The sequence below is a fragment of the Streptomyces sp. NPDC059696 genome, assembly GCF_042733745.1.
Classification (GTDB): Bacteria; Actinomycetota; Actinomycetes; order Streptomycetales; family Streptomycetaceae; genus Streptomyces.
The window spans coordinates 1-22,947 of sequence record NZ_JBHWFG010000048.1 but is presented as its reverse complement, the minus strand read 5'-3'; the positions used below and the strand labels follow the sequence as shown (position 1 = coordinate 22,947).

Annotated in this window: 22 protein-coding genes; 4 read left to right on the top strand and 18 right to left on the bottom strand. The window is 72.0% G+C overall.

Going from position 1 to position 22,947, the window contains the following annotated elements; all coding sequences use genetic code 11:
- Window positions 1–106 precede the first annotated feature (106 nt).
- Window positions 107–745 carry a DsbA family protein gene (locus tag ACFV20_RS33790; RefSeq protein ID WP_385664093.1) on the top strand — a complete coding sequence of 213 codons (639 nt, stop codon included), beginning with the start codon at window positions 107–109 and terminating at the stop codon, window positions 743–745.
- A 3-nt stretch (window positions 746–748) separates the two neighbouring features.
- Here the strand turns inward: ACFV20_RS33790 and ACFV20_RS33785 are convergent, their stop codons facing one another.
- From ACFV20_RS33785 to ACFV20_RS33740, 10 genes are read right to left on the bottom strand one after another with little or no spacing between them, the layout of a single operon-like run.
- Window positions 749–976, bottom strand: a complete 228-nt coding sequence (locus tag ACFV20_RS33785; protein WP_385664090.1) for a hypothetical protein — start codon at window positions 974–976, stop codon at window positions 749–751.
- Window positions 976–2,010 (bottom strand): glycerophosphodiester phosphodiesterase family protein, encoded by a 1,035-nt coding sequence (locus ACFV20_RS33780; protein ID WP_385664087.1) that lies wholly within the window; start codon window positions 2,008–2,010, stop codon window positions 976–978. Before ACFV20_RS33780 ends, ACFV20_RS33785 begins: the two co-directional genes overlap by 1 nt.
- Window positions 2,011–2,036: 26 nt before the next feature.
- Window positions 2,037–3,461: an FGGY family carbohydrate kinase gene (locus tag ACFV20_RS33775; protein ID WP_385664085.1), complete on the bottom strand. Its 1,425-nt coding sequence runs from the start codon at window positions 3,459–3,461 to the stop codon at window positions 2,037–2,039.
- A gap of 19 nt (window positions 3,462–3,480) precedes the next feature.
- A complete protein-coding gene (locus ACFV20_RS33770) occupies window positions 3,481–4,512 on the bottom strand; it encodes a 2-hydroxyacid dehydrogenase (RefSeq protein ID WP_385664082.1) in 1,032 nt (343 codons plus the stop codon).
- Entirely contained in the window at window positions 4,509–5,603 is a 1,095-nt protein-coding gene (locus ACFV20_RS33765) for an ABC transporter ATP-binding protein (RefSeq protein WP_385664079.1), read from the bottom strand. The genes ACFV20_RS33770 and ACFV20_RS33765 overlap by 4 nt, the downstream gene beginning before the upstream one ends.
- Window positions 5,575–6,405: a DeoR/GlpR family DNA-binding transcription regulator gene (locus ACFV20_RS33760; RefSeq protein WP_385664077.1), complete on the bottom strand. Its 831-nt coding sequence runs from the start codon at window positions 6,403–6,405 to the stop codon at window positions 5,575–5,577. The genes ACFV20_RS33765 and ACFV20_RS33760 overlap by 29 nt, the downstream gene beginning before the upstream one ends.
- Window positions 6,402–7,490, bottom strand: a complete 1,089-nt coding sequence (locus ACFV20_RS33755) for an ABC transporter ATP-binding protein (RefSeq protein ID WP_385664074.1) — start codon at window positions 7,488–7,490, stop codon at window positions 6,402–6,404. The genes ACFV20_RS33760 and ACFV20_RS33755 overlap by 4 nt, the downstream gene beginning before the upstream one ends.
- Window positions 7,487–8,311, bottom strand: coding sequence for a carbohydrate ABC transporter permease (locus ACFV20_RS33750; protein ID WP_385664071.1), 825 nt, complete (start codon window positions 8,309–8,311; stop codon window positions 7,487–7,489). Before ACFV20_RS33750 ends, ACFV20_RS33755 begins: the two co-directional genes overlap by 4 nt.
- Complete coding sequence (locus ACFV20_RS33745) at window positions 8,308–9,186, bottom strand: carbohydrate ABC transporter permease (RefSeq protein ID WP_385664068.1); 879 nt, start codon at window positions 9,184–9,186, stop codon at window positions 8,308–8,310. The genes ACFV20_RS33750 and ACFV20_RS33745 overlap by 4 nt, the downstream gene beginning before the upstream one ends.
- Window positions 9,187–9,188: 2 nt before the next feature.
- Complete coding sequence (locus ACFV20_RS33740) at window positions 9,189–10,610, bottom strand: ABC transporter substrate-binding protein (RefSeq protein ID WP_385664065.1); 1,422 nt, start codon at window positions 10,608–10,610, stop codon at window positions 9,189–9,191.
- A 156-nt stretch (window positions 10,611–10,766) separates the two neighbouring features.
- Between ACFV20_RS33740 and ACFV20_RS33735 the strand changes: the two genes are divergently transcribed.
- Together ACFV20_RS33735 and ACFV20_RS33730 are read left to right on the top strand one after the other, a co-directional pair.
- A complete protein-coding gene (locus tag ACFV20_RS33735; protein ID WP_385664063.1) occupies window positions 10,767–12,251 on the top strand; it encodes an FGGY-family carbohydrate kinase in 1,485 nt (494 codons plus the stop codon).
- The gene (locus tag ACFV20_RS33730) at window positions 12,248–12,871 is read left to right on the top strand and encodes a histidine phosphatase family protein (RefSeq protein ID WP_385664060.1); all 624 of its coding nucleotides are present in this window, start codon (window positions 12,248–12,250) and stop codon (window positions 12,869–12,871) included. The genes ACFV20_RS33735 and ACFV20_RS33730 overlap by 4 nt, the downstream gene beginning before the upstream one ends.
- A 150-nt stretch (window positions 12,872–13,021) precedes the next feature.
- Here ACFV20_RS33730 and ACFV20_RS33725 read toward each other — a convergent pair whose 3' ends face one another.
- From ACFV20_RS33725 to ACFV20_RS33690, 8 genes are all read right to left on the bottom strand, one after another.
- Window positions 13,022–13,669, bottom strand: a complete 648-nt coding sequence (locus tag ACFV20_RS33725; RefSeq protein WP_385664057.1) for a superoxide dismutase — start codon at window positions 13,667–13,669, stop codon at window positions 13,022–13,024.
- A gap of 131 nt (window positions 13,670–13,800) precedes the next feature.
- A complete protein-coding gene (locus tag ACFV20_RS33720; RefSeq protein WP_385664054.1) occupies window positions 13,801–15,180 on the bottom strand; it encodes an amino acid permease in 1,380 nt (459 codons plus the stop codon).
- 120 nt (window positions 15,181–15,300) lie between these two features.
- Window positions 15,301–16,194 (bottom strand): TauD/TfdA dioxygenase family protein, encoded by an 894-nt coding sequence (locus ACFV20_RS33715; RefSeq protein WP_385664052.1) that lies wholly within the window; start codon window positions 16,192–16,194, stop codon window positions 15,301–15,303.
- Window positions 16,195–16,219: 25 nt separating this feature from the next.
- Window positions 16,220–17,563, bottom strand: coding sequence for an LLM class flavin-dependent oxidoreductase (locus ACFV20_RS33710; protein WP_385664049.1), 1,344 nt, complete (start codon window positions 17,561–17,563; stop codon window positions 16,220–16,222).
- A complete protein-coding gene (locus ACFV20_RS33705) occupies window positions 17,560–18,294 on the bottom strand; it encodes an ABC transporter ATP-binding protein (protein WP_385664046.1) in 735 nt (244 codons plus the stop codon). The genes ACFV20_RS33710 and ACFV20_RS33705 overlap by 4 nt, the downstream gene beginning before the upstream one ends.
- Window positions 18,270–19,133 (bottom strand): ABC transporter permease, encoded by an 864-nt coding sequence (locus ACFV20_RS33700; RefSeq protein ID WP_385664043.1) that lies wholly within the window; start codon window positions 19,131–19,133, stop codon window positions 18,270–18,272. The genes ACFV20_RS33705 and ACFV20_RS33700 overlap by 25 nt, the downstream gene beginning before the upstream one ends.
- A complete protein-coding gene (locus ACFV20_RS33695; protein WP_385664040.1) occupies window positions 19,130–20,185 on the bottom strand; it encodes an ABC transporter substrate-binding protein in 1,056 nt (351 codons plus the stop codon). The genes ACFV20_RS33700 and ACFV20_RS33695 overlap by 4 nt, the downstream gene beginning before the upstream one ends.
- Window positions 20,186–20,415: 230 nt before the next feature.
- Window positions 20,416–21,615: an ROK family protein gene (locus ACFV20_RS33690; RefSeq protein WP_385664037.1), complete on the bottom strand. Its 1,200-nt coding sequence runs from the start codon at window positions 21,613–21,615 to the stop codon at window positions 20,416–20,418.
- 450 nt (window positions 21,616–22,065) lie between these two features.
- Here ACFV20_RS33690 and ACFV20_RS33685 point away from each other — a divergent pair, with 450 nt between their 5' ends.
- Window positions 22,066–22,686 carry a biotin transporter BioY gene (locus ACFV20_RS33685; RefSeq protein ID WP_385664034.1) on the top strand — a complete coding sequence of 207 codons (621 nt, stop codon included), beginning with the start codon at window positions 22,066–22,068 and terminating at the stop codon, window positions 22,684–22,686.
- Window positions 22,687–22,947 lie beyond the last annotated feature (261 nt).

The window sequence follows — 22,947 nt, the reverse complement described above, 5'->3', positions numbered from 1 at the left end:
CTGAACAGGACCGATCCTGCCACGCGCACCTGACAGGGGGCAGCCGGGAATGAGGCGGGCGCATACCGGCGTTGCCGGGGAAAACGGTTGCCTTCCGAGGAGAGACATGTCGGACAAGACCCCCGTCGACTTCTGGTTCGACCCGCTGTGCCCCTGGGCCTGGATGACCTCCCGCTGGGTGCTGGAGGTGGAGAAGGTCAGGGACATCGAGGTCAGCTGGCACCTCATGAGCCTCGCCGTCCTGAACGAGAACAGGCTGGACGAGCTGCCCGAGGAGTACCGCGAGCTGCTGGAGACCAAGGCGTGGGGCCCCGTCCGGGTCGTCATAGCGGCGCAGCAGGAACACGGCGCCGAGGTGCTCGGCGACCTGTACACCGCGCTCGGCACCCGCATCCACAACCGGGCCGAGGGCCCCGGCAAGGAGACCGTCGCCGCCGCCCTGAAGGACGTCGGCCTGCCGGAGTCCCTCCTGGAGCACTGGGACTCCACCCCGTACGAGGCGGAGCTGCGCGCCTCCCACAAGGAGGGCATCGACAAGGTCGGGCAGGACGTCGGGACCCCGGTCATCGCCGTGCCGGGGCCCCACGGCGAGCAGATCGCCTTCTTCGGCCCGGTCGTCACCCCGGCCCCGCAGGGCGAGGAGGCCGGCCGCCTCTGGGACGGCACCCTCGCCGTGGCCTCGGTCCCCGGCTTCTACGAGATCAAGCGCACCCGCACCAAGGGCCCGGACTTCTCCAACCTGTAGGGCTCATTCGGCGGGGACGGCCTGGATCTTCAGCTCCTCCGGGAGCAGGCCGTCCTCGCCGCGGTTGAGGTAGCGCTGGTACCACCGGCAGCCGACGGCCGTGCAGCGCCAGTAGTCGTCCACGAAGTGCCCGGCCCCCTTCTCCGCGCGGACCGCCGCCCGCTCGGCGGCGTTGAACTTCCGGAACTCCTGCATGCCGCCGCAGGTCCGGCACGCCCGGCTCACCGTCATCAGCCCCTCCTCGCGATCACCGCCAGGTCCGGGAAGTCGGTCACGACCGCATCGACCCCCATGCGGTAGTACAGCGCGAATTCGGCGAACGCGTCCCCGAAATCGTTCGCTCCGCTCCCGCGCCGGAACCGCTCCGGCAGGAACTGGTTCTCCGCGCGGAAGGTGTACGGCCCGATCCGCAGCCCCGCCGTGTGCGCGTCCGCGACCAGCGAGGTGCCGGCCAGCGACGACTTGTCCGGCCCGATCCAGTCCGCGTACCGCGCGATCCCCGCCAGGCCCGCGGGCGTCATCATCTCCCGGTACGTCGTCGAGGGCAGGTCGTACGGGCCGCCCGTCGTCCCCAGCGCCTGCCACAGCGGTACGCCCAGGCCCGACATGCGCCGCAGGCTCGTCGGCTCGAAGGACTGCACCACGCACTCGTGCCGGCCGAGCCGGTTGCGGCGGATCGCCGCGGCCAGCTTCGGCTCCAGCGGCAGGCCGATCGACCGGAAGTACGTCGGATGCTTGGTCTCCGGGAACACCGCGACCGTGCGGCCGTGCTCCCGCGACAGCCGCCGCGCCAGATCCACGACCTCCTGGAAGGTCATCACCTCCGCGCGTCCGTCGAAGACGGTGTTGCGGTTGCGGACCGCGGGCAGCCGCTCCACCGCCCGCAGCGTCTTCAGTTCGGCCAGGGTGAAGTCCTCCGTGAACCAGCCGGTGACCGGCCGCCCGTCGACCGTCTTCGTCGTACGGCGGTCCGCGAACTCCGGGTGCCGGGCCACGTCGGTCGTCTGGGAGATCTCGTTCTCGTGCCGGACCACCAGCACGTGGTCCTTCGTCGGCACCAGATCCGGTTCGATCCAGTCGGCGCCCGTCTGCACCGCGTACGTGTACGAGGGCGCCGTGTGCTCCGGGCGCCAGCCGGCCGCGCCGCGGTGACCGATGACCACCGGACCGCCCCCGCGGGGTGCCGCCCCCGCGGGGGCGGCCGCGGTGGCCGTGGCGGTTCCCGCGGCCGCCGCGAGCAGGAGGGATCTCCGTGCGAGCTGCATGCGACTCCCCTTCGTCGAAGGCAGGTTCATGCGCGGGCCCGGTCCCGGGCCCGCGCCAGCCGGTCCAGGTGCTCCGCGTAACCCCTCGTGTAGAACGCGGCCCGCTCGGGGTCCGGCTCGACGACCGCCGTCGGCTTCGTCCAGGCCACCGCGTCCAGTCCGGCCCCGTACCGTTCCGCCGCCGCCAGGACCGCTCCGCGCGCGCCCACTTCGCCCTCGACGACCCGCAGCGGCCGGCCCAGCACATCGGCCAGCAGCCGCATCCAGGCGGCGCTGCGGGTGCCGCCGCCGCACACGGCCAGGCTCCCGGTGAGGCCGGCCGCCTCCAGGCAGTGCCGGGCCGCGTACCCGATGCCCTCGCAGGTGGCGCGGACCAGGTCACCCCGGGTGGACTCCAGGGAGATGCCCGTGAGTTCGGCGCGCAGCCGCGGCTCGACGAAGGGGGCGCGTTCGCCGGAGGGCGCGAAGTACGGCAGCACCCGGACGCCGTGCGCGCCCGGCGGGGTCCCGGCCAGCAGGCCGTCCACCTCCTCGTGCCGCACCCCGGTCGTCGACAGCACCCAGTCCAGCGCCGCCGTGCCGACCATGGCGGGCATGGCGCGCAGCCAGTGCCCGGGCCGGTCGGTGGAGATGTACAGACCCGCCGGCTCATCGCTCAGGTCGAGTTCGGTGGTGGCGACCAGACTGGCCAGACACGTGCCGACGATCAGCAGACCGTCGCCCGGGGCCGTCACCCCGGCACCCAGCGCGCAGGCCGGCAGGTCGTACGGCCCGTTCGCGATCGGAGTCCCGGCCGGCAGGCCCTCGCCCCGGGCCTCGGCGGTCGCGACCGGGTCACTGACCGGGGCGAGCAGGCCACGCCGGTGGGACAGGCCGAGCAGTTCCACCACCCGGTCGTCGTACGTCCGGGTCCGCGGGTCCAGGAACGGCATCGACGCGTCCGACACATCCGTCGTCGCCGCGGCTCCCGTCAGCCGCCGGAACACCATGTCCTTGCAGTACAGGGCGGCCGTCGCGGCGTCCAGCGCCTTCGGCTCACACCGGTCCAGCCACGCCAGCAGCGGGCCCGGGCAGCCGGGGAACATCGCGCTGCCCGTGCGCCGGAACACCGTCTCGAAGGTGCCGTCCGCCAGCCACCGGTCGACCAGTTCGTGCGCCCGCCCGTCCATCCACGAGGCGGCGGGCCGCACCGGCCGGCCCTCGCCGTCGACCAGCCACACCCCGTCGCCCTGCCCGGTCAGCCCGGCCAGCTCGACGGGCTCGGCCACGGCGGAGGTCAGCGCCCGGAGCACCGAGACGACCTCCCCGTACACCTCCTCCATGTCCTGCTCGACGACGCCGCCTCGCAGGGTCAGGCCCACCGGGCGGGACTCCACGGCCAGCTGGCGGCCGGTGGCGTCGAAGGCCGCCGCCTTGACCACGGACGTCCCCACATCGATGCCGACGTACATGCGGCTCTCCTCCCGGTCCTCAGGTCAGACAGTGCGCGAGCGGCTCGCCGCGCACCCAGCGGCCCACCTCCGCGGCGGCGATCCGGGCGGCCTTCTCCGCGACCGCCCGCGACGCCCCGCCCAGGTGGGGGGTGAGGACCACCCGGTCGGCGAGCCCCAGCAGCCGGGACCCGGGCGGCAGCGGCTCCCGCTCGTAGGTGTCGAGCGCCGCCGCCGACAGCCGGCCGCTCTCCAGCGCGTCGCACAGCGCGCCCTCGTCCAGCAGCGGGCCCCGGGCCACGTTCACCACCACCGCGCCGGACGGCAGCAGCGCCAGCTCCCGGGCGCCGATCAGCCCCCGCGTCTCGGGCGTGAGCCGGGCGTGCAGGGTGATCACCTGCGAGCGGCGCAGGAGTTCGTCCAGCGAGGCCATGCGCAGGCCGTGGATCTCGCCGTGCACATACGGGTCGTGGACCATCACCCGCGCCCCGAACGCGCACAGCACCCGCGCGACCCGGCTGCCGACCGCGCCGTACCCGACCAGACCGACGGGCAGGTCCTCCAGCTCCAGGCCGCTGTGCTCGTAGGTGTAGTACGTCGCCCCCTCCCAACTGCCGTGCCGAGCCAGCGGATCGTGGGCCTGGGGGATGCGGCGCAGGGCCGCCAGCATCATCCCGACGGTGAACTCGGCGGTGGCGGCGGCGTTGCGGCCCGGCGCGAAGCACACCCGCACGTCATGGTTCTTCGCCGCGTCCAGGTTGACGTTGACCGGCCCGCCCCGGCAGACCACGACCAGTCTCAGATCCGGGCAGGCGGCGAGGACCTTCCCGGTGACCGGGCCCATCTGCGTGACCAGGACCTGCGCCCCGGCCAGCGCCTCGATCACCGCGTCCTCGGCGTCACTGGCCTCCTGCACCTCGGCGACCGGCCCGAACGGCTCCAGCGGCCAGCCGAGCCTCAGTTCCCTCACGTCGGCCCGCGCCACCTCGTGCCGCACCGCCCGCGCGATCAGCGACGGCAGGACGAAGTGGTCACCGGCGGCCACGACACGCACGTTCTCCTCGGCAGTCATCGCAGTGCGTCTCCCGTCTCGGCGTCGAAGACATGGGTGTGGCCGGGGTCGGCGGCGACCCGGACCCGTTCGTCGTGGACGAGCCGGACCTCGGGGTCGGTGAGGACGACCAGCGGCCGTTCGACACCGTCCAGGGCGAGGGTGGCCAGGCCCGACTCCAGCAGCGGTTCGTGGGCGACGACCCGGGCGGGCAGACCGCCCTCCCCGGTGAGCCGGACGTCCTCCGGGCGGATCCCCACCACCACCTCCCGACCCCGTTCCACCGGCACGGGCAGTGCGACGCGCACCGCGTCGGAGAGGCGGGCGTGGCCGTCGCCGCCGGAGATGCCGGGCAGCAGGGTGAGGGCGGGTTCGCCGACGAAGTCCGCGACGAACACGTTGGCCGGGCTGTCGTAGATCTCGTAGGGGGTGCCGAGCTGCTGGATGACGCCGTCCTTCATCACGGCGATCCGGTCGGCGAGGGAGAGCGCCTCCTCCTGGTCGTGGGTGACCAGGATCGTGGTGTGGCCCAGGTCCTTCTGGATCCGTTTGAGCTCACGGCGGGTGGTGTCGCGCTGGGCCGCGTCCAGGTGGGAGAGCGGCTCGTCGAGGAGCAGCACGTCCGGTTCGCGGATCAGGGCCCGGGCCAGCGAGACCCGCTGCTTCTGGCCACTGGAGAGACCGGCCGGACGGGCGTCGAGGAGGCCGGTCAGACCGACCCGCTCGGCGATGTCCCGCACCCGGCGCTCGACGTCCCCCTTGGGCCCCCGGGCGGCCCCGCGCCGGGCCTTCAGGCCGAACGCCAGGTTCTCGGCGACCGACAGCGGCGGGTAGAGGGCGTAGTTCTCGAAGGCGACCCCGATGTTCCGCTGCCGGGCGGGCCGTTCGACGACCGAGGTTCCGCCGATCAGGATGTCCCCGCCGGTGACGGACTCCAGACCGGCGATCATCCGTAACGTGGTCGACTTGCCGCACCCGGAGGGCCCGAGCAGCCCCAGCAGCTCCCCGGAGCGCAGGCTCAGGTCGATGCCGCGGACGGCGTCCACCGCCGGCCGGCCCCGCGCGGTGTAGGTCTTGCGCAGCTCACGCAGCTCCAGTCCCGTTCCCGTCATGGCCGCCCTTCATCGCGCAAACCTCGTAACGGACCTTGTGCTCGTCCAGGTCCCGCAGGGCCTCCGGCGACGCCCCGTCGTCGACGAGGACCGTGTCGAAGCGGGACAGCGGGACGACCCGGTGCAGGGCGACCCGGCCGAGCTTGGTGTGGTCGATCAGCAGGACGTTGCGGGCCGCCGCGTCGAGCATCGCCCGCTTCACCGACACGATGTGCTGCTCCTGGTGGTAGGCGTAGCCCCCGTGCACGGCCGACGTCGACGCGAAGCACACGTCCACCCGGAGCTGCTCGACCGCCTCCACGCACGACACCCCGAGGAACGAGGAGTGCAGTGGGTCGTAGTCGCCGCCGAGCGCCATCAGGTGGATGCCCCGCTGGTCGGACAGGAGGTTGATGGCCTCCAGGAAGTTGGTCACGACCGTCAGCGGGGTGACCTCGGCCGTACGCAGCCGCCTGGCTATCTCCAGCGTGGACGTGGAGTCGTCCAGCAGGATCGCCATGCCGGGCTCCACCATGCGCAGCGCGTGCTCGGCGACGGCGGCCTTCTCGGCCCGCATGGTCTTCAGCCGGTACTGCACGTTCGACTCGAAGACCCCCGAGGGCTGCGCGGTCACCCCGCCGCGGAACTTCCGTACGATGCCCTGCCGTTCGAGCTCGTCGAGATCCCGGTGGATGGTCATCAGGCTCACCCCGAACCGCTCGGCGAGCTCCGCCGCCGTCGCCGAACCGTCGGCCAGCACCTGCTCGGCCATGGCGGCCTGGCGCGCCGCGGGCCCCTGCTGTCCACCACTGCTGCTGCTCATGACTCTGTCTCTATCCGTCGTCCCGGTCGCTCCGGCCGGTCGGCCTCGAACAGCAGCAGGTTCTCAGGCCGGACCACGAGCCGTACCGGATCGTCCGGACGAAGGCGCGCCGCGTCCGCCCGGGGCGCCACGAGCGACACCCGCTGCACGCCGGTCCCGAGCCGGACGGTGACCTCGACCGACCGGCCGAGCACCTCGGTGACGTACACGGTCCCCGCCAGTGCGTGGCCCTCGCCGCGCAGGGTGACGTCCCGGGGCCGCAGCCCGACCAGGACGTCCGTGCCGGGGGCGGCCCGGGCGCGGACCGGCAGCAGGACACCGCCGTCCGCGCGCACGCCGCTCTCCGTCACCACACCCGGCAGCAGGTTGATCCGGGGCCGGCCGAAGGCCCGCGCGACCTCCGTGTCGTACGGCCGGTACCAGATCTCCTCCCGGGTGCCGGTCTGCACGATGCGGCCCTGGCGGATGACCCCGATGCGGTCGCCGAGGGCCAGCGCCTCGACCGAGTCGTGGGTGACGTAGAGGGTGGTGGTGTGCTGCACGGCTCCGATCGCCTTCAGCTCGGCCCGCATCTGCTGGCGGAGTTTGGCGTCCAGGTGGGAGAGGGGCTCGTCGAGCAGGAAGGCCCGGGCCGGACGGACCAGTACCCGGCCGAGGGCGACCCGCTGCCGCTGGCCGTTGGACAGCCGGCCCACGGGCCGGTCCAGCAGTGCGGAGATGCCCAGCAGTTCGGCGATGGCTCCGATGCGCTGCCGGGCCTCGGCGGCGGGCAGCCGGTAGCGGGGCGAACGCAGCGGCGAGGCCAGGTTGTCGTAGGCCGAGCGGTGCGGGTAGAGGGCGTAGCTCTCGAAGCACATCGCCACCCCCCGGTCGTACGGCTCGACGCCCCGCATGTCCTCGCCGTCGAGCAGGACCGTGCCGGAGTCGGGCTGTTCGAGCCCGGCGACGGTCTTCAGGGTCGTGGTCTTGCCGGCTCCCGACGGGCCCAGCAGGCAGAAGAACTCGCCTTCCCGCACCTCCAGTTCGAGCTCGTCGAGCGCGACGGTCCTCCCGTACGCCTTCCGGATGCCGCTGAGCCGGATCACGACTTCACCGCCCCGAACGACAGGCCCCGCACCAGATACCGCTGGATCGTCAGCGCCAGCAGCAGGGGAGGTACGACGGAGACCAGCGCGGCGGCGGCCGTGAGGTTGTACTTGGGCCGGTCCCCGCCGAGGAAGGACAGGGCGCCCACGGTCACCGTCTGGGCCTCGTTGGAGGTGAGGATCAGCGGGAAGACGAAGTTGTTCCAGGCGAAGATGAACGCCAGCAGCGACACGGCCGCGATGCCCGGCTTGACCAGCGGCAGGGCCACCTTGAAGAACGCCTGCTTGCGGGTGTAGCCGTCCAGCAGGGCCGCCTGCTCCAGCTCGGGGGTGAGGTCGGCGAAGTAGGACCGCATGATCCACACGATCAGCGGCAGCGTGACGAGTTGCAGCACCCACACCATGCCGACGTACGTGTCGAACAGCCCGAGCTTCTGGTAGAGCACGAACAACGGGATGATCACTGTCAGTTCGGGGGCGAAGCGGAACGACAGCAGCGTGAACATCAGGTTCTCTGAGCCCTTGAACCGCCACCGCGCCGAGGCGTACGCCGCCGGCAGTCCCACCACCAGCGACAGCGCCACCGCCCCGACCGACACCACCAGGCTGTTGACGAAGAACCGCACGAACGGGATGCCCTCGCTGTCGCCGAGGACCGTCCGGTAGCCGTCGAGGGTGGGGGAGAAGGAGAAGTAGGTGGAGAAGAGCTGGTCGGCCGGCTTCAGCGACAGGATCACCATCCAGGCGATCGGGAACAACGCGAACGCGAAGTAGAGGATCAGGGCGGCGTCGCCGAGCCACCCCAGGGCACGTTTCCTCATGTGGTGACCTCCGCGGCCTTCCGCTGGATTTTCCCCAGGTGCTTCACCAGCACCATCGCGGCCAGGTACACCACGGCCCACAGCACGACCGTGTAGGAGATACCGAAGGAGTAGCGCTGGAAGCGGATGGCCTCCAGGTACGCCCGGATCTGGAGCACGACGGTCGCGTCACCCGGCCCGCCCTCGGTCAGGGCGTAGATGATGTCGAACACCTTCAGCGAGTCCATGAACCGGAAGATCACCGCGACCAGCACGTACGGCCACAGCATCGGCAGGGTCAGCCGCCGGAAGGTGTACCACCACCCCGCGCCGTCCACGGCCGCCGCCTCGAACGGGGAGGCGGGCAGCGACCGCAGCCCGGCGAGGGCGAGGATCGCCACGAACGGGGTGTAGACCCACACGTCCACCGCGATCGACGACAGCAGCGCGCCCGTCGGGGTGTCGGTCCACTGCACCCCGCCCAGCCCGAAGGGCCTGAGCAGGTGGTTGACCACCCCCACCGACGGCTGGAGCATCAGCTTCCAGATGATCGCCGCGATCACCGGGGCGATCATCAGCGGCAGGATCAGGATCTTCTCCAGGATCCGGCCGACGACGGTCGACCGGTGCAGCAGCAGGGCGACGGCCACCCCGAGCACGGTCTCCGCGAGGGCCGCCCCGACCGCGTACAGCACGGTCACCCACGCCGAGTTCCAGAACGCCTCCTGCGTGAAGACGGTGGTGTAGTTCTCGAACCGCACCATGTCCGGCTGCGGTTTGCTCGCCGAGAAGTCGAACAGCGTGTAGTACAGGCCGAGTCCGAACGGGTAGAGGATCCCGCAGGTCAGCAGCAGGGCCGGGACGATCAGGAGGTACGGCCGCAGCGCGAGCCGCACGGCTAGCCCACCTTGCCGGCGAGGTCGTCCGCCAGCCCGTCCAGGACCGGCCCGGCGTCCTTGCCGCCGTAGATCTCCTGGAGGGCCGCCGCCCAGCTGGTCGTCGCGTCGAAGAACTGCGCCTGCGGGGTGAACTGGATCTTCGTCTGGTCGACGACGGTCTCGAAGGTCTCCAGGAAACCCGGCAGGTGCCGCATCTTGTCCTTGTACGCTGCGTCGTCCGCGACGGACTTGCGCACCGGGTCGATGTGGTTGTGGGTGACGGCGCTCTTGCGCAGGTGCTCCTTGCCGGTCGCCCACTGCAGGAACAGCCAACTGGCGCTCTTCTTCCTGCTCTTGGCGTTCATGCCGAGCGACCAGATCCACATGTTGGTGGCGAGCGAGCCGCCGGGACCCTTCGGCCCGGGGTGGAAGGCGATCTTCCCGGAGGCGGGGCTCGCGCCCTTCACCGCCTGGAAGTAGGCGGCCGTGTCGGCGTCGAACAGCATCCCCGCCTTCTTCGCGCCGAGGTCGCTGGAGCACTGGTACCAGGTGTACGACGTCCAGGACGGCGGCCCGCCCCGCTTGACCATGCGGGCCCAGTCCTCGGTGAAGGCGACGGCCTCGGGGCTGTTCATGGCGGGGGTGAGCTTCCCGCCGTCGACCGTGAAGTCCTTCAGCCCGTTGCGGGCGTACATCGTCATGAAGCCGGGGTGGATGGTGGCCCAGCTGCGGGACCCGCGTACGGCGATGCCGTACATGCCGTCGAAGCCGGCGCCCGGCGCCTTCCGCTTGATGGTCCCGGCGAGTTCGGCCAGCTCGTCGAACGACTCGGCCGGCTTCAGGCCGAGTGTGCGGAACACCTCGGTGTTGTACGCGACGACGTTGGTCTCCCAGCCCCACGGCAGCGCGTACTGCCCGCCCCGGCCGAGCGGCGCGCCCGCCTTCAGGGACCACTGGTCGGCCCGCAGCAGGTTCGGGAAGAAGTCGTCCTGGTCCCATTCGGCGCCCGTCGCCGAGGAGTTGCGCATCCAGGGCCCGAGATCCTCCAGCCAGTTCGGCGGCCCGTACTGCCACACCATGTACGCGCCGAGCATGAAGACGTCGTAGGAGGCGCGCCCGCTGGACAGGTCCACGGTGAGCTTGTCGAAGTAGTTGTCCTCGGGGAAGACGTCGTACTCGACCTCGATGCCGGTCTTCGCCGTGAACGACTTCAGGTCGGCGATGAGCGCGTCCGTGTACGGGTGCTTGTTGAGCAGGGCCTTGACGGTGGTGCCCTTCTCCCGTTTCCAGTCGAAGGAGCCGGTGACGTCGTCCGCCGCCGAGCCGTCGCTCTTGCCGTCGTCCCCGCCGAACCCGGCGCCGCAGGCCGTGAGCAGGGGTGCCGCGGCAGCCCCGGCGGCGAGCGCGAGGAACCTCCGGCGGTCGTGCACGTGCGTGTCCATCCGTACCTCCACCTGGAAGCTGGCTCACACGTCGGGTCGACTCGTTAACAGAGGGTGGAACGGCTGAAGTTGGGCGTCAATCCCTCGCGCACGGGAAAATATCGGGGCACAGTGAGAAGTTCACAGATCCGGCTGCGACGGTGTGGGAGGTTCCGGATGGTGGACGACGGTGCGGACGAGGGTGCGGGCTGGCTCGGCGTCGACCTGGGCACGCAGAGCGTCCGCGTGCTGCTCGTCACCGCCGACGGCACGGTCCTCGGCCGCGGCTCGGCCCCGCTGACCGGGCGGCGAAGCGGACCGCGGCACGAGCAGGACCCGCTGCGGTGGTGGGCGGCGCTGTGCGAGGCGGCGAGGACCGCCCTCGGCTCGGCGCCCCCGGGCCTGCCGGTCGGCGGCCTCGCGGTGTGCGGCACGTCCGGCACGGTCCTGCTGACCGACGGGTCGGGCCGGCCCGTGAGCCCCGCGCTGATGTACGACGACGCGCGGGCGAAGGCCGAGGCCACGCGGGCCCGCGAGGCGGGGCTCGCGGTCCAGGACACCTGGGCGCTGCCGAAGGCACTGTGGCTGCTCGGCCAGTACGGCGGCGGCTCGCTGCGCCTGACGCACCAGCCCGACCTGATCGTCTCCCGGCTCACCGGCGAGCCGCCCCCGGCCGACTCCAGCCACGCCCTGAAGACGGGCTACGACGTCGAGGGCGACCGCTGGCCGGCCGCAGCTCTGGCCGAACTGGGCGTGCCCGACGACCTGTTCCCCGCTGTCGTCCCCCCGGGGACCCGCCTCGGCGAGGTCCGCCCGGCCGCCGCCGACGCCACCGGCATCCCCGCCGGCACACCGGTGCTCGCCGGGATGACCGACGGCTGCGCGGCGCAGATCGCCTCCGGTGCGCTGCGGCCCGGCTCCTGGAACTCCGTGCTCGGCACCACGCTCGTGCTGAAGGGCGCCGCCCGCGCCCCCGTCCGCGACCCGGCCGGCGTGGTCTACAACCACCGCGCACCGGACGGCACCTGGCTGCCCGGCGGGGCGTCCAGCGTCGGGGCCGGGGCCCTCGCGGCGCACTTCCCGGGGGCCGACCCGGCCGCCATGGACGCGCGGGCCGGGGCGTTCGAACCGTCGCGTGTGCTCGCCTACCCCCTCGTCTCGCCGGGGGAGCGGTTCCCGTTCCGCGCGCCGGAGGCGATCCCGCTCGTCCTCGGCGACCCCGCCGGCGACGCCGACCTGTGGGCCGCGCTGCTCCAGGGCGTCGGCTTCGCCGAACGGCTCTGCCTGGACTACCTGCACCACCTCGGCGCACCCCTGGACGGGCCGCTCACCTTCACTGGCGGCGGCGCCCGCAGCCCGTACTGGAACCAGCTGCGCGCCGACATCCTGGGCCGCGTGGCCCGCGTCCCCGAGCAGACCGAACCGGCCCTCGGCATGGCGGCGCTGGCCGCGTACGGGGTGCTGGGCACCGGCGCGCTCGCGGACGTCACCGCGCGCATGGTCCGCGTCCGGACCGTGGTCGAACCCCGCCCCGCCCGCACCGCGGTCTTCGCCGAGCCGTACGCCCGTCTGGTCGACGCCCTGCGCGACCGCGGCTGGCTGCCCGGCCCGGTCGCCGCGCACGCGCACCGCCGGCTGAACCGGGATACTTCCCCCTCATGAGTACGACCCTCCTGCTGGTCCGCCACGGGCAGACCGTCTGGCACGCCGAGAACCGCTACGCCGGCATCAGCGACATCGACCTCACCGACACCGGCCGCGCCCAGGCCGACGCCCTCGGCCGGTGGGCCGCCGCCCACCCCGTCGACGCGATCTGGACGTCCCCGCTGTCCCGGGCCGTCGCCACCGCCGAGCCCGCCTGCCGCGCCCTCGGTCTCACCCCGCAGAGCGAACCCCACCTGCGGGAATGCGACTTCGGGGTGCTGGAGGGCCGGACCCTCGCCGAGTTCGAGGCCGAGGACCCCGAGTGGGCCGCGGCCTACCGGGCCGACCCGGTGGAGCACTCCTTCCCCGGCGCCGAGGACCCGCGGGCCGCGGCGGCCCGGGGCGTGCGCGCCCTGCGGGGCATCGCCGCCGCCCACCCCGGCGAACGCGTCCTGGTCGTCGCCCACAACACCCTGCTGCGGCTGGTGCTGTGCACCCTGCTGTCGATCCCGGTGAGCGAGTACCGCAGAGTGCTCCCACGGCTGCGGAACGCGGCGGTCAGCGAACTGCGCATGCACCCCGACGGTTCCGCCGCGCTCCTCTCACTCAATGTGCCCTGCGCGAGCGATGTGCCGTAGCACGACGGGGCCCGGCGCGGCGGCCCGGGCCGCCCGAAGCCCTCCACACGGGAAGACCCCCGCGAGTCACGTCCTCGCGGGGGTCTCCTTCTTTCCGCCTGCCGCCGTGAAGGGTGAGAAGACGATCACGAGGCAGGACGCTTCAGGGCCTCAGGGGGCCAGCAGCAGCACGTCCGCGCGGGACTTGGCGGCCTCGTAACGCCGGGCCACGTCCTGCCAGTTGACGACCTGCCACATCGCCTCGATGAAGTCGACCTTCTGGTTGCGGTACTGCAGGTAGAAGGCGTGCTCCCAGGCGTCGAAGACGAGGATCGGGGTGGCGCCCTGTCCGACGTTGCCCTGGTGGTCGTAGACCTGCTCCACGATCAGCCGCCCGCTCAGCGGCTCGTAGGCGAGCACGCCCCAGCCCGACCCCTGCGTGGTGGCCGACGCCTTGGACAGCTGCGCCTTGAACCGCGCGAAGGACCCGAAGGACTCGGTGATCGCGTCCGCGAGCTCACCCACCCCGTCCTGCGCGAGCGGCTCACCGCCCCCGTCCTTCGGGCCGGTCATGTTCTGCCAGTAGATGCTGTGCAGGATGTGCCCGGACAGGTGGAAGGCCAGATTCTTCTCCAGCCCGTTGATCGATCCCCACGTCTCCTTGTCCCGCGCCTCGGCCAGCTGCTCCAGCGTGTCGTTGGCGCCCTTCACATAGGCGGCGTGGTGCTTGTCGTGGTGCAGCTCGATGATCTCGGGGCTGATCACGGGGGCGAGCGCGGAGTAGTCGTAGGGCAGTTCGGGCAGCGTGTAGACGGGCATGGGCGGGATCCCCTCCGGACCTCTTATTGCAACTGTCTTGCAACTGCACGCTAGCAGCAAGAGAGGACCGACGCATGGCCCGGGCATGCGAAAAGGCCCCCGCGTCGCGAGGGCCTTCGGCGGTGGATCTTCTACTGCCTGGCGCGGGCCTTCTGCCACCCGTACCCGACCGCTGCCAGGACCAGGATCATCCCGCCCGTCGAGTACAGCTGCACCCGCGTGTCCGGTTCCCGGGCCATCAGGACGAAGACCGCGGCCATGCCGGCCAGGGCGACCCAGGTCAGCCAGGGGAACGCCCACATGCGCACGGCCAGCTGCTCGGGTGCCTCGCGCTCCAGACGGCGGCGCAGGCGCAGCTGCGAGACGGCGATGAAGATCCAGACGACCAGGATCACCGCCCCGATCATGTTCAGCAGCCAGGCGAAGACGTCGTCGGGCCGCCAGTAGCTCAGCAGCACGCACAGGAACCCGAAGACGCAGGACGCCAGCACGGCGATCCGCGGCACCCCGCCCGAGACCCGGCCGAGCCCCTTCGGGCCCTGCCCGCGCTGCACCAGCGAGTAGGCGATGCGGGAGGCGCCGTAGATGTTGGCGTTCATGGCGGACAGCAGGGCCACCAGCACGACCACGTTCATCAGCTGCCCGGCGCCCGGGATGCCGAGCTCGTCGAGGGCGGCGACGTACGGGCCCTTCTCGACGACCTCCTCGGAGTCCCACGGCACCAGCGTGACGATGACGGCCATCGAGCCGATGTAGAACAGCGCGATGCGCCACATCGCCGTGCGGACCGCGCTCGCGACGCCCTTCACGGGGTTCTCCGACTCGGCGGCGGCGATGGTGACCGTCTCCAGGCCGCCGTAGGCGAAGACCGAGGCGAGCAGGCCGATGACCAGGCCCTCACCGCCGTTCGGCAGGAAGTCGGTGAGGTGCGTCGCGCCCGGCGAGTCCGTGCCGGGCAGGACGCCCGCGATGGCCAGGACGCCGAGCACCAGGAACAGGGTGATCGCGCCGACCTTCAGCGCCGCGAACCAGAACTCGAACTCGCCGAAGTTCTTCACGGCGGCCAGGTTCGTGCCGCAGAAGACGACCATGAACAGCGCCACCCACGCCCACTCCGGCGTGCCGGGCAGCCAGCCGCTGACGATCTTCGCGGCGCCGATGCCCTCCAGGCCGACGGCCGTGCACAGCAGCACCCAGAAGGACCAGCCGGCCGTGAAGCCCGCCCAGGGGCCGATCGCCCGCTCGGCGTGCGCCGAGAAGGACCCCGACGACGGATACGCGGCCGACATCTCGCCGAGCATTCTCATCACCAGCATGACGAGGGCGCCGGAGAGGGCGTAGGCGACCACGATCGAGGGGCCGGCCGCGGCGATACCGGCACCGGAACCGACGAACAGTCCGGCTCCGATCACCCCGCCGAGGGCGATCATCGACAGGTGGCGCTGCTTCAGGCCGTGGGAGAGGGAGGCGTCGTCCGCGCTGGGCGGCGTCTCCGTGGTGGTGCTGGGCATGGGCGCGGCTCGTCCTATGCGTGGTGGGTGTACGAGGGCAAAAACGCCGCCAGTCTCGGATGCCTCTCCGCCGGAGCGAAGAGGCATCCCACCATGCGGACAGCCGCGTCGCTCTGTGTGTCAGGCCGCGACCGGTGTGTAGTGCGAGGCGTCGCCCTCCACGGAGTAGCTCTCCTTGCCCTCGATGCCCACCGGGACGTCCCCGGCGACGGTCACGCGGTGCAGGCGCCGCGGCCGGCCGTCGTAGTTGTCGACGGCGTAGTGCTGGGTGATGCGGTTGTCGAACAGGACGAGCTGGTCCGGCGACCAGCGGTGGCGCAGGACGTTCTCCGGCCGGGTCACGTACGCCTGGAGCAGATCGAGGATCTTGCGCGACTCCCCGGGTGAGAGGCCCACGATCCGCTGGGCGAAGCCGCCGATGAACAGTCCGCGCTCGCCGGTCAGCGGGTGGACGCGGACCACCGGGTGGACCGTGCGGTACTTGATCGAGGTGAACTGGGCGCGCCGGGCAGACTGCTCCTCGTCGACGTCCTCCTCCGGGACGGCGTAGTCGTAGTCGTTGGTGTGCTCGGCCCACAGGGTGTCGGCCAGGCCGCGCAGCGGCTCGGGCAGGCTGCGGTAGGCGGCGGCCGAGCTGGCGATCAGCGTCTCGCCGCCGTAGGGCGGGACGGTGATGCTGCGCAGACTGGTGGCCTGCGGAGGGTTGAGGACGAACGTGACGTCGGTGTGCCAGTGGTTGGCGGCCCGGCCGCCCTCGCTGTCGACGGGCAGCACGTTCGGGGCGCCGTCCACCGCCGACACCGTCGGGTGGGCGGTGGTGATGTCGCCGAAGTGGCGGACGAAGGCCTGCTGGCCGGCGTCGTCGAGGCCCCGCGCGTCGAAGACGAGGGCCTTGTGGGCGTTGAGCGCCTCCCGCAGGGCGGTGGAGGTCTCCTGATCGAGGGGCCGGGTGATGTCGACGCCCTCGACGCGGGCGCCGATGTGCGCGGTGACCTTGTGGATCTCGATGGCCATGACGGGTTCCTTCCGGACGAGGTGTTCAGACGAGGGCGGGGGCGACGACGTGCTGGTTGGCGGGGCGCGGGAGGCCGTAGCGCTCGCGCAGGGTGCGGCGGGGGCTGCCGTACTCGGTGCGGAGCAGCCCCCGGGCGCGCAGGATCGGGACGACGTGGTCGACGAAGGCCTCCAGGCCGGACGGCAGCACCGCGGGCATGATGTTGAAACCGTCCGCGGCGCCCGAGGCGAACCAGAGCCCGATGGTGTCGGCGATCTGCTCGGGCGTCCCGGCGAAGGTGAGGTGCCCGCGCCCGCCGCCCAGCCGCCCGATCAGCTGCCGCACGGTGAGCCGGTCACGCCGGGCCAGCTCGACGATGAGCGTGTAGCGGCTCTTGGCGCCCTCGATGGCGCTCTCCGGCGGCAGGTCGGCGGGCAGCGGGCCGTCCAGTTCCAGGGTGCCGGGGTCGAGGTGCAGCAGCCGCTCCAGACGGTCCACGCCGTGCGTGTGCACGATGTGGTCCTCCAGGAGCCGCTCGTTCGCCCGGGCCTCGGCCTCCGTGGAGCCGATCACCGGGACGATGCCCGGCAGCACCTTGATGTGGTCGGCGTCCCGGCCGGCCGCGACCGTCCGGGCCTTGAGGTCGGCGTAGAAGGACCGGGCGTCCTCGACGGTCTGCTGCGCGGTGAACACCGCCTCCGCGTAGCGGGCCGCGAACCGCTTGCCGTCCTCGGAGGAGCCGGCCTGCACGAGCAGCGGGTACCCCTGCGGTGGGCGGGGCACGTTGAGCGCGCCCTCGACGCTGAAGAACCGGCCCCGGTGCCGGGCCGGGTGGATCTTCGCGTCGTCGCCCCACACCCCCGCCGCCTTGTCGGCGACGATCGCGTCGTCCTCCCAGCTGTCCCACAGCTTCAGCGCCACATCGAGGAACTCCGCGGCCCGCGCGTACCGTTCGGCGTGTGCGGGCTCGGCGTCCAGGCCGAAGTTCCGGGCGGCCTCGGCCCCGGCCGTCGTCACGATGTTCCAGCCCGCCCGGCCACCGCTGATGTGGTCCAGCGTGGCGAACTTGCGGGCCAGGTTGTAGGGCGAGTTGTACGAGGTGGAGGCCGTGGCGATCAGGCCGATGTGCTCGGTCGCCGTCGCCAGCGCGGTCAGCAGCGTGATCGGCTCCAGGGCCCCCGCGGGCCGCTGGGCGAGGTTGTTCCACAGCTGCGGACCGTCGGCGAGGAACAGCGAGTCGAAGGTGCCGCGCTCCGCGATCCGGGCGAGCCGCACGTAGTGCGCCAGGTCCACGTGCGCGTACGGGTCGCTCTCCGGCAGCCGCCACGACGCCTCGTGATGGCCGGTGTTCATCAGGAACGCGTTGAGGTGCAGCTCTCTGCGGGTCATCGATGGTCCTCCGTGACACCGAGCGCGGCCAGCAGCCGCTCCCGGTACTCGCCGAGCAGGGGGTCGCGGTACGACCGCGGGTGCGCGCGGTCGATGGTGAGGTCGAGGCCGATCCGGCCGTTCTCCAGGACGAGCACCCGGTCGGCGAGCACGATCGCCTCGTCCACGTCATGGGTGACCAGCAGCACCGATGGCCGGTGGCGCTCCCACAGCTCCCTGAGCAGCCCGTGCATGCGGATCCGGGTGAGCGCGTCCAGCGCCCCGAACGGCTCGTCGGCCAGCAGCAGTTCCGGTTCGCGCACCAGGGACCGGGCCAGGGCTGCGCGCTGGGCCTCGCCCCCGGACAGCTGGCCCGGCCAGGCCCGCTCGCGGCCCTGCAGACCCACCTCCTCCAGGGCTTCCCGGCCTTTGCGGCCGGCGTCCTTGCCCTCCGCGCCGAGCAGCACGTTGTCGAGGACCCGCCGCCAGGGCAGCAGCCGGGAGTCCTGGAAGACCACCGACACCCGCTCGGGGGCGGTCAGCTGCCCGGAGCCCGTGACGCCGTGGTCGAGTCCGGCGATCGCCCGCAGCAGCGTGCTCTTGCCGGAGCCGCTGTGCCCGAGCAGGGCGGTCAGCTGCCCGGCGGGCAGATCGAGGTCGATGCCGTCGAGGACCGTGCGCCCCTCGAACGACCGGGTCAGGCCGCGCAGTTGGACGGCGGACCGGGTCAGCTGCTCAGTGTGCGGCGCCATGACAGCACCCTCCGTTCGACGATACGGACCGCGCTGTCGGAGATGAGGCCGAAGACGCCGTAGACGACCAGGCCGACGAGGATGACGTCCGTCTGGCCGTAGTTCTGCGCCTGGAACATCATGTAGCCGAGCCCGCTGGTGGCGTTGATCTGCTCCAGCACCACCAGGCCCAGCCAGGAGCCGGTGACCCCGAGCCGCAGCCCGACGAAGAAGCCGGGCAGGGCGCCGGGGATCACGACCTGCCGGATGAACCGGAACTTCGACAGGCCCTGCACCTCGGCGAGTTCGACGAAGCGGCTGTCGATGCCGGACAGCGCGGCGTGCGTGTTCAGGTAGATCGGGATGTACACGACGATCGCGATGATGGCGATCTTGAACGTCTCGCCGATGCCCAGCCAGAGGATGAACAGCGGGATCAGACCCAGGGTGGGGATGGCCCGGTTCAGGTTGACCGTCCCGTCGATCAGCGCCTCCCCGGTCCGGGTCAGCCCGGACGCCAGCGCGAGCAGGACCCCCACGGCCAGGCCGATCGAGAAGCCGGTGGCCGCGCGCTGCAGCGAGGTCAGGATGTCGTCCGGCAGCGTGCCCGCGCTCCACAGGCGGCTGCCGGTCTCCAGCACCGTCCAGGGAGCGGGGATCGCGCCCGGGTCGAGCAACCCGGCGGCGGAGGCGACGCTCCACAGCGTGAGGACGGCGACGGGCCCGACGAGCCGGGTGGCGGGCAACCGCCTGCCCGGGGCCAGCCGCCGGCGCCTGCGCACCTGGTGCGTTCCCTCCACCGGGGCGAGCGGTGCGGGCGCCTTCGTGGTCCGGTGGGTCGTCGTGGTCACGGCGGTCACCTCCGGTACTCCGCGGGTACGGCCTTGGCCGCGAGGGACTCGAAGCGGTGGTCGAACAGCTCGGAGACGTCGAACTTCTTCACGAAGCCGCCCTCCGCGAGCAGATCGGCGGTCTCCTGCTCCCACCGCACGGCCTCGTCCCAGCTGGGCGGGAACAGCGGCTTGTTGGCCAGCGCGGTGATGGCCTTCGCCTGGGGCAGCGTCAGGTTCTGCGTCCCGACGTAGAACTGCTCGTTCCACTCGTCGGGGTGCTCGTACGCCCACACCTGGCCCTTCGCCCAGTACGGCACGTACGCGGCGATGGCGGCGGCCTTCGCCCGGTCGTTCAGCACCGAGACCGGAGCCCACAGCAGGTTCAGCAGGTCCACCACGTCCGTGGGGATCGTGCGCGCGGACTTGTACTGCGCCAGATAGGCGGGCGCCTGGCTGTTGGCGAGCGGGGCGATGTCCACCTGCCCGGACTGCAGGGCGGTGAGGAACTGGTTGCTGGTCAGCGGCACCAGCTCCACGTCGTCGTACTTCAGTCCGGCCTTCTTCAGCGCCCGCAGCAGGACGACACCCTGCGCCTGCCCCTGGGAGAAGGCCAGCCGCTTGCCCCGGAACTCCGCGACCCTGCGGATGTCGCTGCCGGGCTTGGTGGCGAACAGGTAGTTGGGCTTGCGGGTGATGTTGATCGCCACGATCTTCGCGTCGAAGCCCTGGTAATGCGCCTGGATCGGCGGGATCCCCGCGTTGTTGGCGACGTCCAGGGACTTCGCACGGAAGGCGTTGATGACATCGGGCCCCGCGCCGATGTTCAGCCAGTTGGACACCTTGAACGGCAGGTCACGGAACCCGGCCAGCTTGAACTGCAGCTGCTGCGCGCCCTGGTACGACGCGATCTTCAGGCTCGTCCCCGCGGGGACCTTGGAGGCCAGGGGAGCGTCGGACGCCGTCTCGGCAGCGGCGCTGTTGTCGGCGCAGCCGCTCAGGCCGGCTGCCGCGGCCGTCACACCGAGCATCGAGGTCAGGAACAGGCGCCGGTCGACACCGGCGACGGAGGGCGAGGGCATGGGAGTACTCCCTGGGTATGGAAGGCGGCACAGCACACGGAATTCCCGGCGAAAAGAAGCCGGACAAGGAATTCACGCGAATGTCACAAAGGAAGGAGAAGGCGCTCCGTGAACGGGCGCCAGGGCGCGTCAACGGGTCAGCAACAGAGAGTGCGACAGCTCGTGAGCGGGGTCATGAACAGGATGTTCCTGGTCTCCGGCCCTACCTGTCAACATTCCGAGTTTCTGAATTAAATAGCGTCAGGTGACGCCGCCAGCGGATCCCGATAGAGAACGTCGAGCGCCACCGCACCACCGGCCACGGCCAGCACGGAATCAGGGAAAGCGATCGGCGAGACGGTCGCGGCGCGCTCCGCCCCGACCTCTTCCCGCAGCGCGGCCAGACAGTCCTCGCGGTGCATGGCCCCGATCTCCGTCACCACCACCTGCTCGGGGTTGAGCACGTCGAGCAGCAGCCCCACCGCACGCCCCGTCCGCCGCGACCGCTCCCGCAGCAGCTCCGCGGCCACCGGGTCACCGGCCGCGGCCGCGGCGACCACACGCATCGGGTTCGCCGCGTGGCAGACCCCCGCCGCACGGGCCCGCACACACAAGGTGCGCTCGCTCAACTCCGCCTGAAGGCACCCCACCCGGCCGCAACCGCACGGCTCCGTGCCGCCCGGCACCGGCAGATGGGCGATGGACCCCGCCTGGGAACGCGGCCCGTGATGCACCTCGTCATGGGTGGCGAACGCCGCGTCGACCACGTTTCCCGCGAACAGGTGCAGCACACTGCGGCTGCCCCGCGCCTGCCCGAAGAGCCGCTCCGCGTTCACCAACGCCCGTGCGTGCCCGTCCACATGGACCGGCAGCCCGGTGCGCGCGCCGAGCACCTCCCGCACCGCCACCTCGCGCCAGCCCAGCAGCGGATGCTCCACGACGGTGCCCGAGTCCCGGTCCACCCAGCCGCCCGCCGCGAACCCGACCCCGAGCGCCGTGCTGCCGGGCAGGCCGGCGAGCAGCGCCGCCAGACCGTCGGCCGCCCGGGCCAGCACCCGCCCGGGCTCGGTGCCCGTGTGTTTCACCTCGCGCCGGGCCACCACACGGCCGCGCAGATCCAGCAAGGCGACCGTGGTGTACGGCACCGCCACGTGCACGCCGCCCACCACGAACCGGGAGTCGTCCAGGTCGACCGGCAGGTGCGGGCGGCCCACACCCCCGGAGCGCCGCAGCACGGCCGACTCGCGGATGAGCCCCAACTCGGCGAACCGGGCGCAGTAGTCGGTCACCGACGCCGGTGACAGGCCGGTCAGCCGGGCGATGGTGCTGCGCGCGACCGGCCCGTGTTCCAGTACGGACCGCAGCACGACGCTCGCGCTGGTGCGGCGGCGGTCGCTGTCGGCGACACGGGGGATGGGGGACGTCAGAAGGGGAGCCGCGGTACGGGGCATGGGAGTCTTCCTGGAAGCCGGTCCGACACTGTGCCGTCTCGATCGGCGGACCGGATCCCTCCGCCCCGCCTCACAGAGGCCGGCGACAGGTGGCCGTGCCCTGGCGTCGCAGGTCGACGTAGCGACGCGACGAGAAGTACCGGGCCTGGGCAACCATGCCGGCGACGCTAGCAAAACGGCCCCGGGCTGCCCAGACGGCGACCGACGGGCGAGACGGCGTATGCGACGCCTTTGGGGGAAACCTACAGACACCCCTCGACCGGGCTGCCGTGGCACGTGCCTCCTCACCACCGTGACCGGCATCACCCCGTCCTCGGTGTAACCGGCACCCTTTGTTCGGAAGCGACCAACCGCCGGTCCACGCCTTTGTGGACGGCTGACGGTGATCGGGGCGAGAGCGCTGGGATAACGTCACCGTGTCCCACCGGCCCTCACCCTCGCGGAGTCCCCATGAGCACCGCCACCGCCACACCCGCTCGCACCGGTCAGGTCCTCGCCGACCTGCTCCCTTCCCCCAAGCTCTCGGCGGCACTCGAGCAGGGCGGTGCCCCCACCCGAGTCCGGGACGCGGCCCTCGTGCTCGGCGGCGCCGCGCTCACCGGCCTCGCCGCCCAGCTCTCCGTCCCCGTGCCGGGCTCGCCGGTGCCGGTGACCGGCCAGACCTTCGCCGCGCTGCTCGTCGGCACGTCCCTCGGCGCCGGCCGCGGCTTCCTCGCGCTCGCGCTGTACGCCGTGGCGGGCCTCGCCGGTGTGCCGTGGTTCGCGCAGGGCACCTCGGGCGTCGCCCCCTCCTTCGGCTACATCCTCGGCATGATCCTCGCCGCTACCGTCGTCGGCGCCCTGGCCCGCCGCGGCGCCGACCGCTCGGTACTGCGCACGGCCGGCACCATGCTGGTGGGCGAGGCCATCATCTACGCCGTCGGCGTGCCCTACCTGGCCCTCGCCACCGGCATGTCCGCCACCGCCGCCATCGCGGCCGGCCTCACGCCGTTCCTCGTCGGCGACGCGGTCAAGGCGGCGCTGGCGATGGGCGTCCTGCCGACGGCCTGGAAGTTCGCGAACAAGCGCTGACCGTGTCATTCATGGTCCGGTGCCGAACGCGGCTCGAACCTGATCGGCGTTCTCGAAGTGCGGCGGACGTGAAGGCGGCCTTCGTCTGATCCCGTGCTCCATCTCAAAGTGGATCAGGCGAAGGCCGTGTCGTGCGTTCGGTCCATCAGGGCGTGAGGATGCGGCTGCTGCGGCGGGGGGGGGGGCGGGGGGGCGGGGCCCCCCCCCCCCCAAACCAAAAACCCCCGAACTTACCCCCCGTACCCCCCCCGGGCCGGGGGC

Excerpts from the sequence above, each read along its gene's own strand:
- ACFV20_RS33790 (WP_385664093.1), top strand. The coding sequence starts at position 107 with ATGTCGGACAAGACCCCCGTCGACTTCTGGTTCGACCCGCTGTGCCCC.
- ACFV20_RS33785 (WP_385664090.1), bottom strand. The coding sequence starts at position 976 with ATGACGGTGAGCCGGGCGTGCCGGACCTGCGGCGGCATGCAGGAGTTC.
- ACFV20_RS33780 (WP_385664087.1), bottom strand. The coding sequence starts at position 2,010 with ATGCAGCTCGCACGGAGATCCCTCCTGCTCGCGGCGGCCGCGGGAACC.
- ACFV20_RS33775 (WP_385664085.1), bottom strand. The coding sequence starts at position 3,461 with ATGTACGTCGGCATCGATGTGGGGACGTCCGTGGTCAAGGCGGCGGCC.
- ACFV20_RS33770 (WP_385664082.1), bottom strand. The coding sequence starts at position 4,512 with ATGACTGCCGAGGAGAACGTGCGTGTCGTGGCCGCCGGTGACCACTTC.
- ACFV20_RS33765 (WP_385664079.1), bottom strand. The coding sequence starts at position 5,603 with ATGACGGGAACGGGACTGGAGCTGCGTGAGCTGCGCAAGACCTACACC.
- ACFV20_RS33760 (WP_385664077.1), bottom strand. The coding sequence starts at position 6,405 with ATGAGCAGCAGCAGTGGTGGACAGCAGGGGCCCGCGGCGCGCCAGGCC.
- ACFV20_RS33750 (WP_385664071.1), bottom strand. The coding sequence starts at position 8,311 with ATGAGGAAACGTGCCCTGGGGTGGCTCGGCGACGCCGCCCTGATCCTC.
- ACFV20_RS33740 (WP_385664065.1), bottom strand. The coding sequence starts at position 10,610 with ATGGACACGCACGTGCACGACCGCCGGAGGTTCCTCGCGCTCGCCGCC.
- ACFV20_RS33735 (WP_385664063.1), top strand. The coding sequence starts at position 10,767 with ATGGTGGACGACGGTGCGGACGAGGGTGCGGGCTGGCTCGGCGTCGAC.
- ACFV20_RS33730 (WP_385664060.1), top strand. The coding sequence starts at position 12,248 with ATGAGTACGACCCTCCTGCTGGTCCGCCACGGGCAGACCGTCTGGCAC.
- ACFV20_RS33725 (WP_385664057.1), bottom strand. The coding sequence starts at position 13,669 with ATGCCCGTCTACACGCTGCCCGAACTGCCCTACGACTACTCCGCGCTC.
- ACFV20_RS33720 (WP_385664054.1), bottom strand. The coding sequence starts at position 15,180 with ATGCCCAGCACCACCACGGAGACGCCGCCCAGCGCGGACGACGCCTCC.
- ACFV20_RS33715 (WP_385664052.1), bottom strand. The coding sequence starts at position 16,194 with ATGGCCATCGAGATCCACAAGGTCACCGCGCACATCGGCGCCCGCGTC.
- ACFV20_RS33710 (WP_385664049.1), bottom strand. The coding sequence starts at position 17,563 with ATGACCCGCAGAGAGCTGCACCTCAACGCGTTCCTGATGAACACCGGC.
- ACFV20_RS33705 (WP_385664046.1), bottom strand. The coding sequence starts at position 18,294 with ATGGCGCCGCACACTGAGCAGCTGACCCGGTCCGCCGTCCAACTGCGC.
- ACFV20_RS33695 (WP_385664040.1), bottom strand. The coding sequence starts at position 20,185 with ATGCCCTCGCCCTCCGTCGCCGGTGTCGACCGGCGCCTGTTCCTGACC.
- ACFV20_RS33690 (WP_385664037.1), bottom strand. The coding sequence starts at position 21,615 with ATGCCCCGTACCGCGGCTCCCCTTCTGACGTCCCCCATCCCCCGTGTC.
- ACFV20_RS33685 (WP_385664034.1), top strand. The coding sequence starts at position 22,066 with ATGAGCACCGCCACCGCCACACCCGCTCGCACCGGTCAGGTCCTCGCC.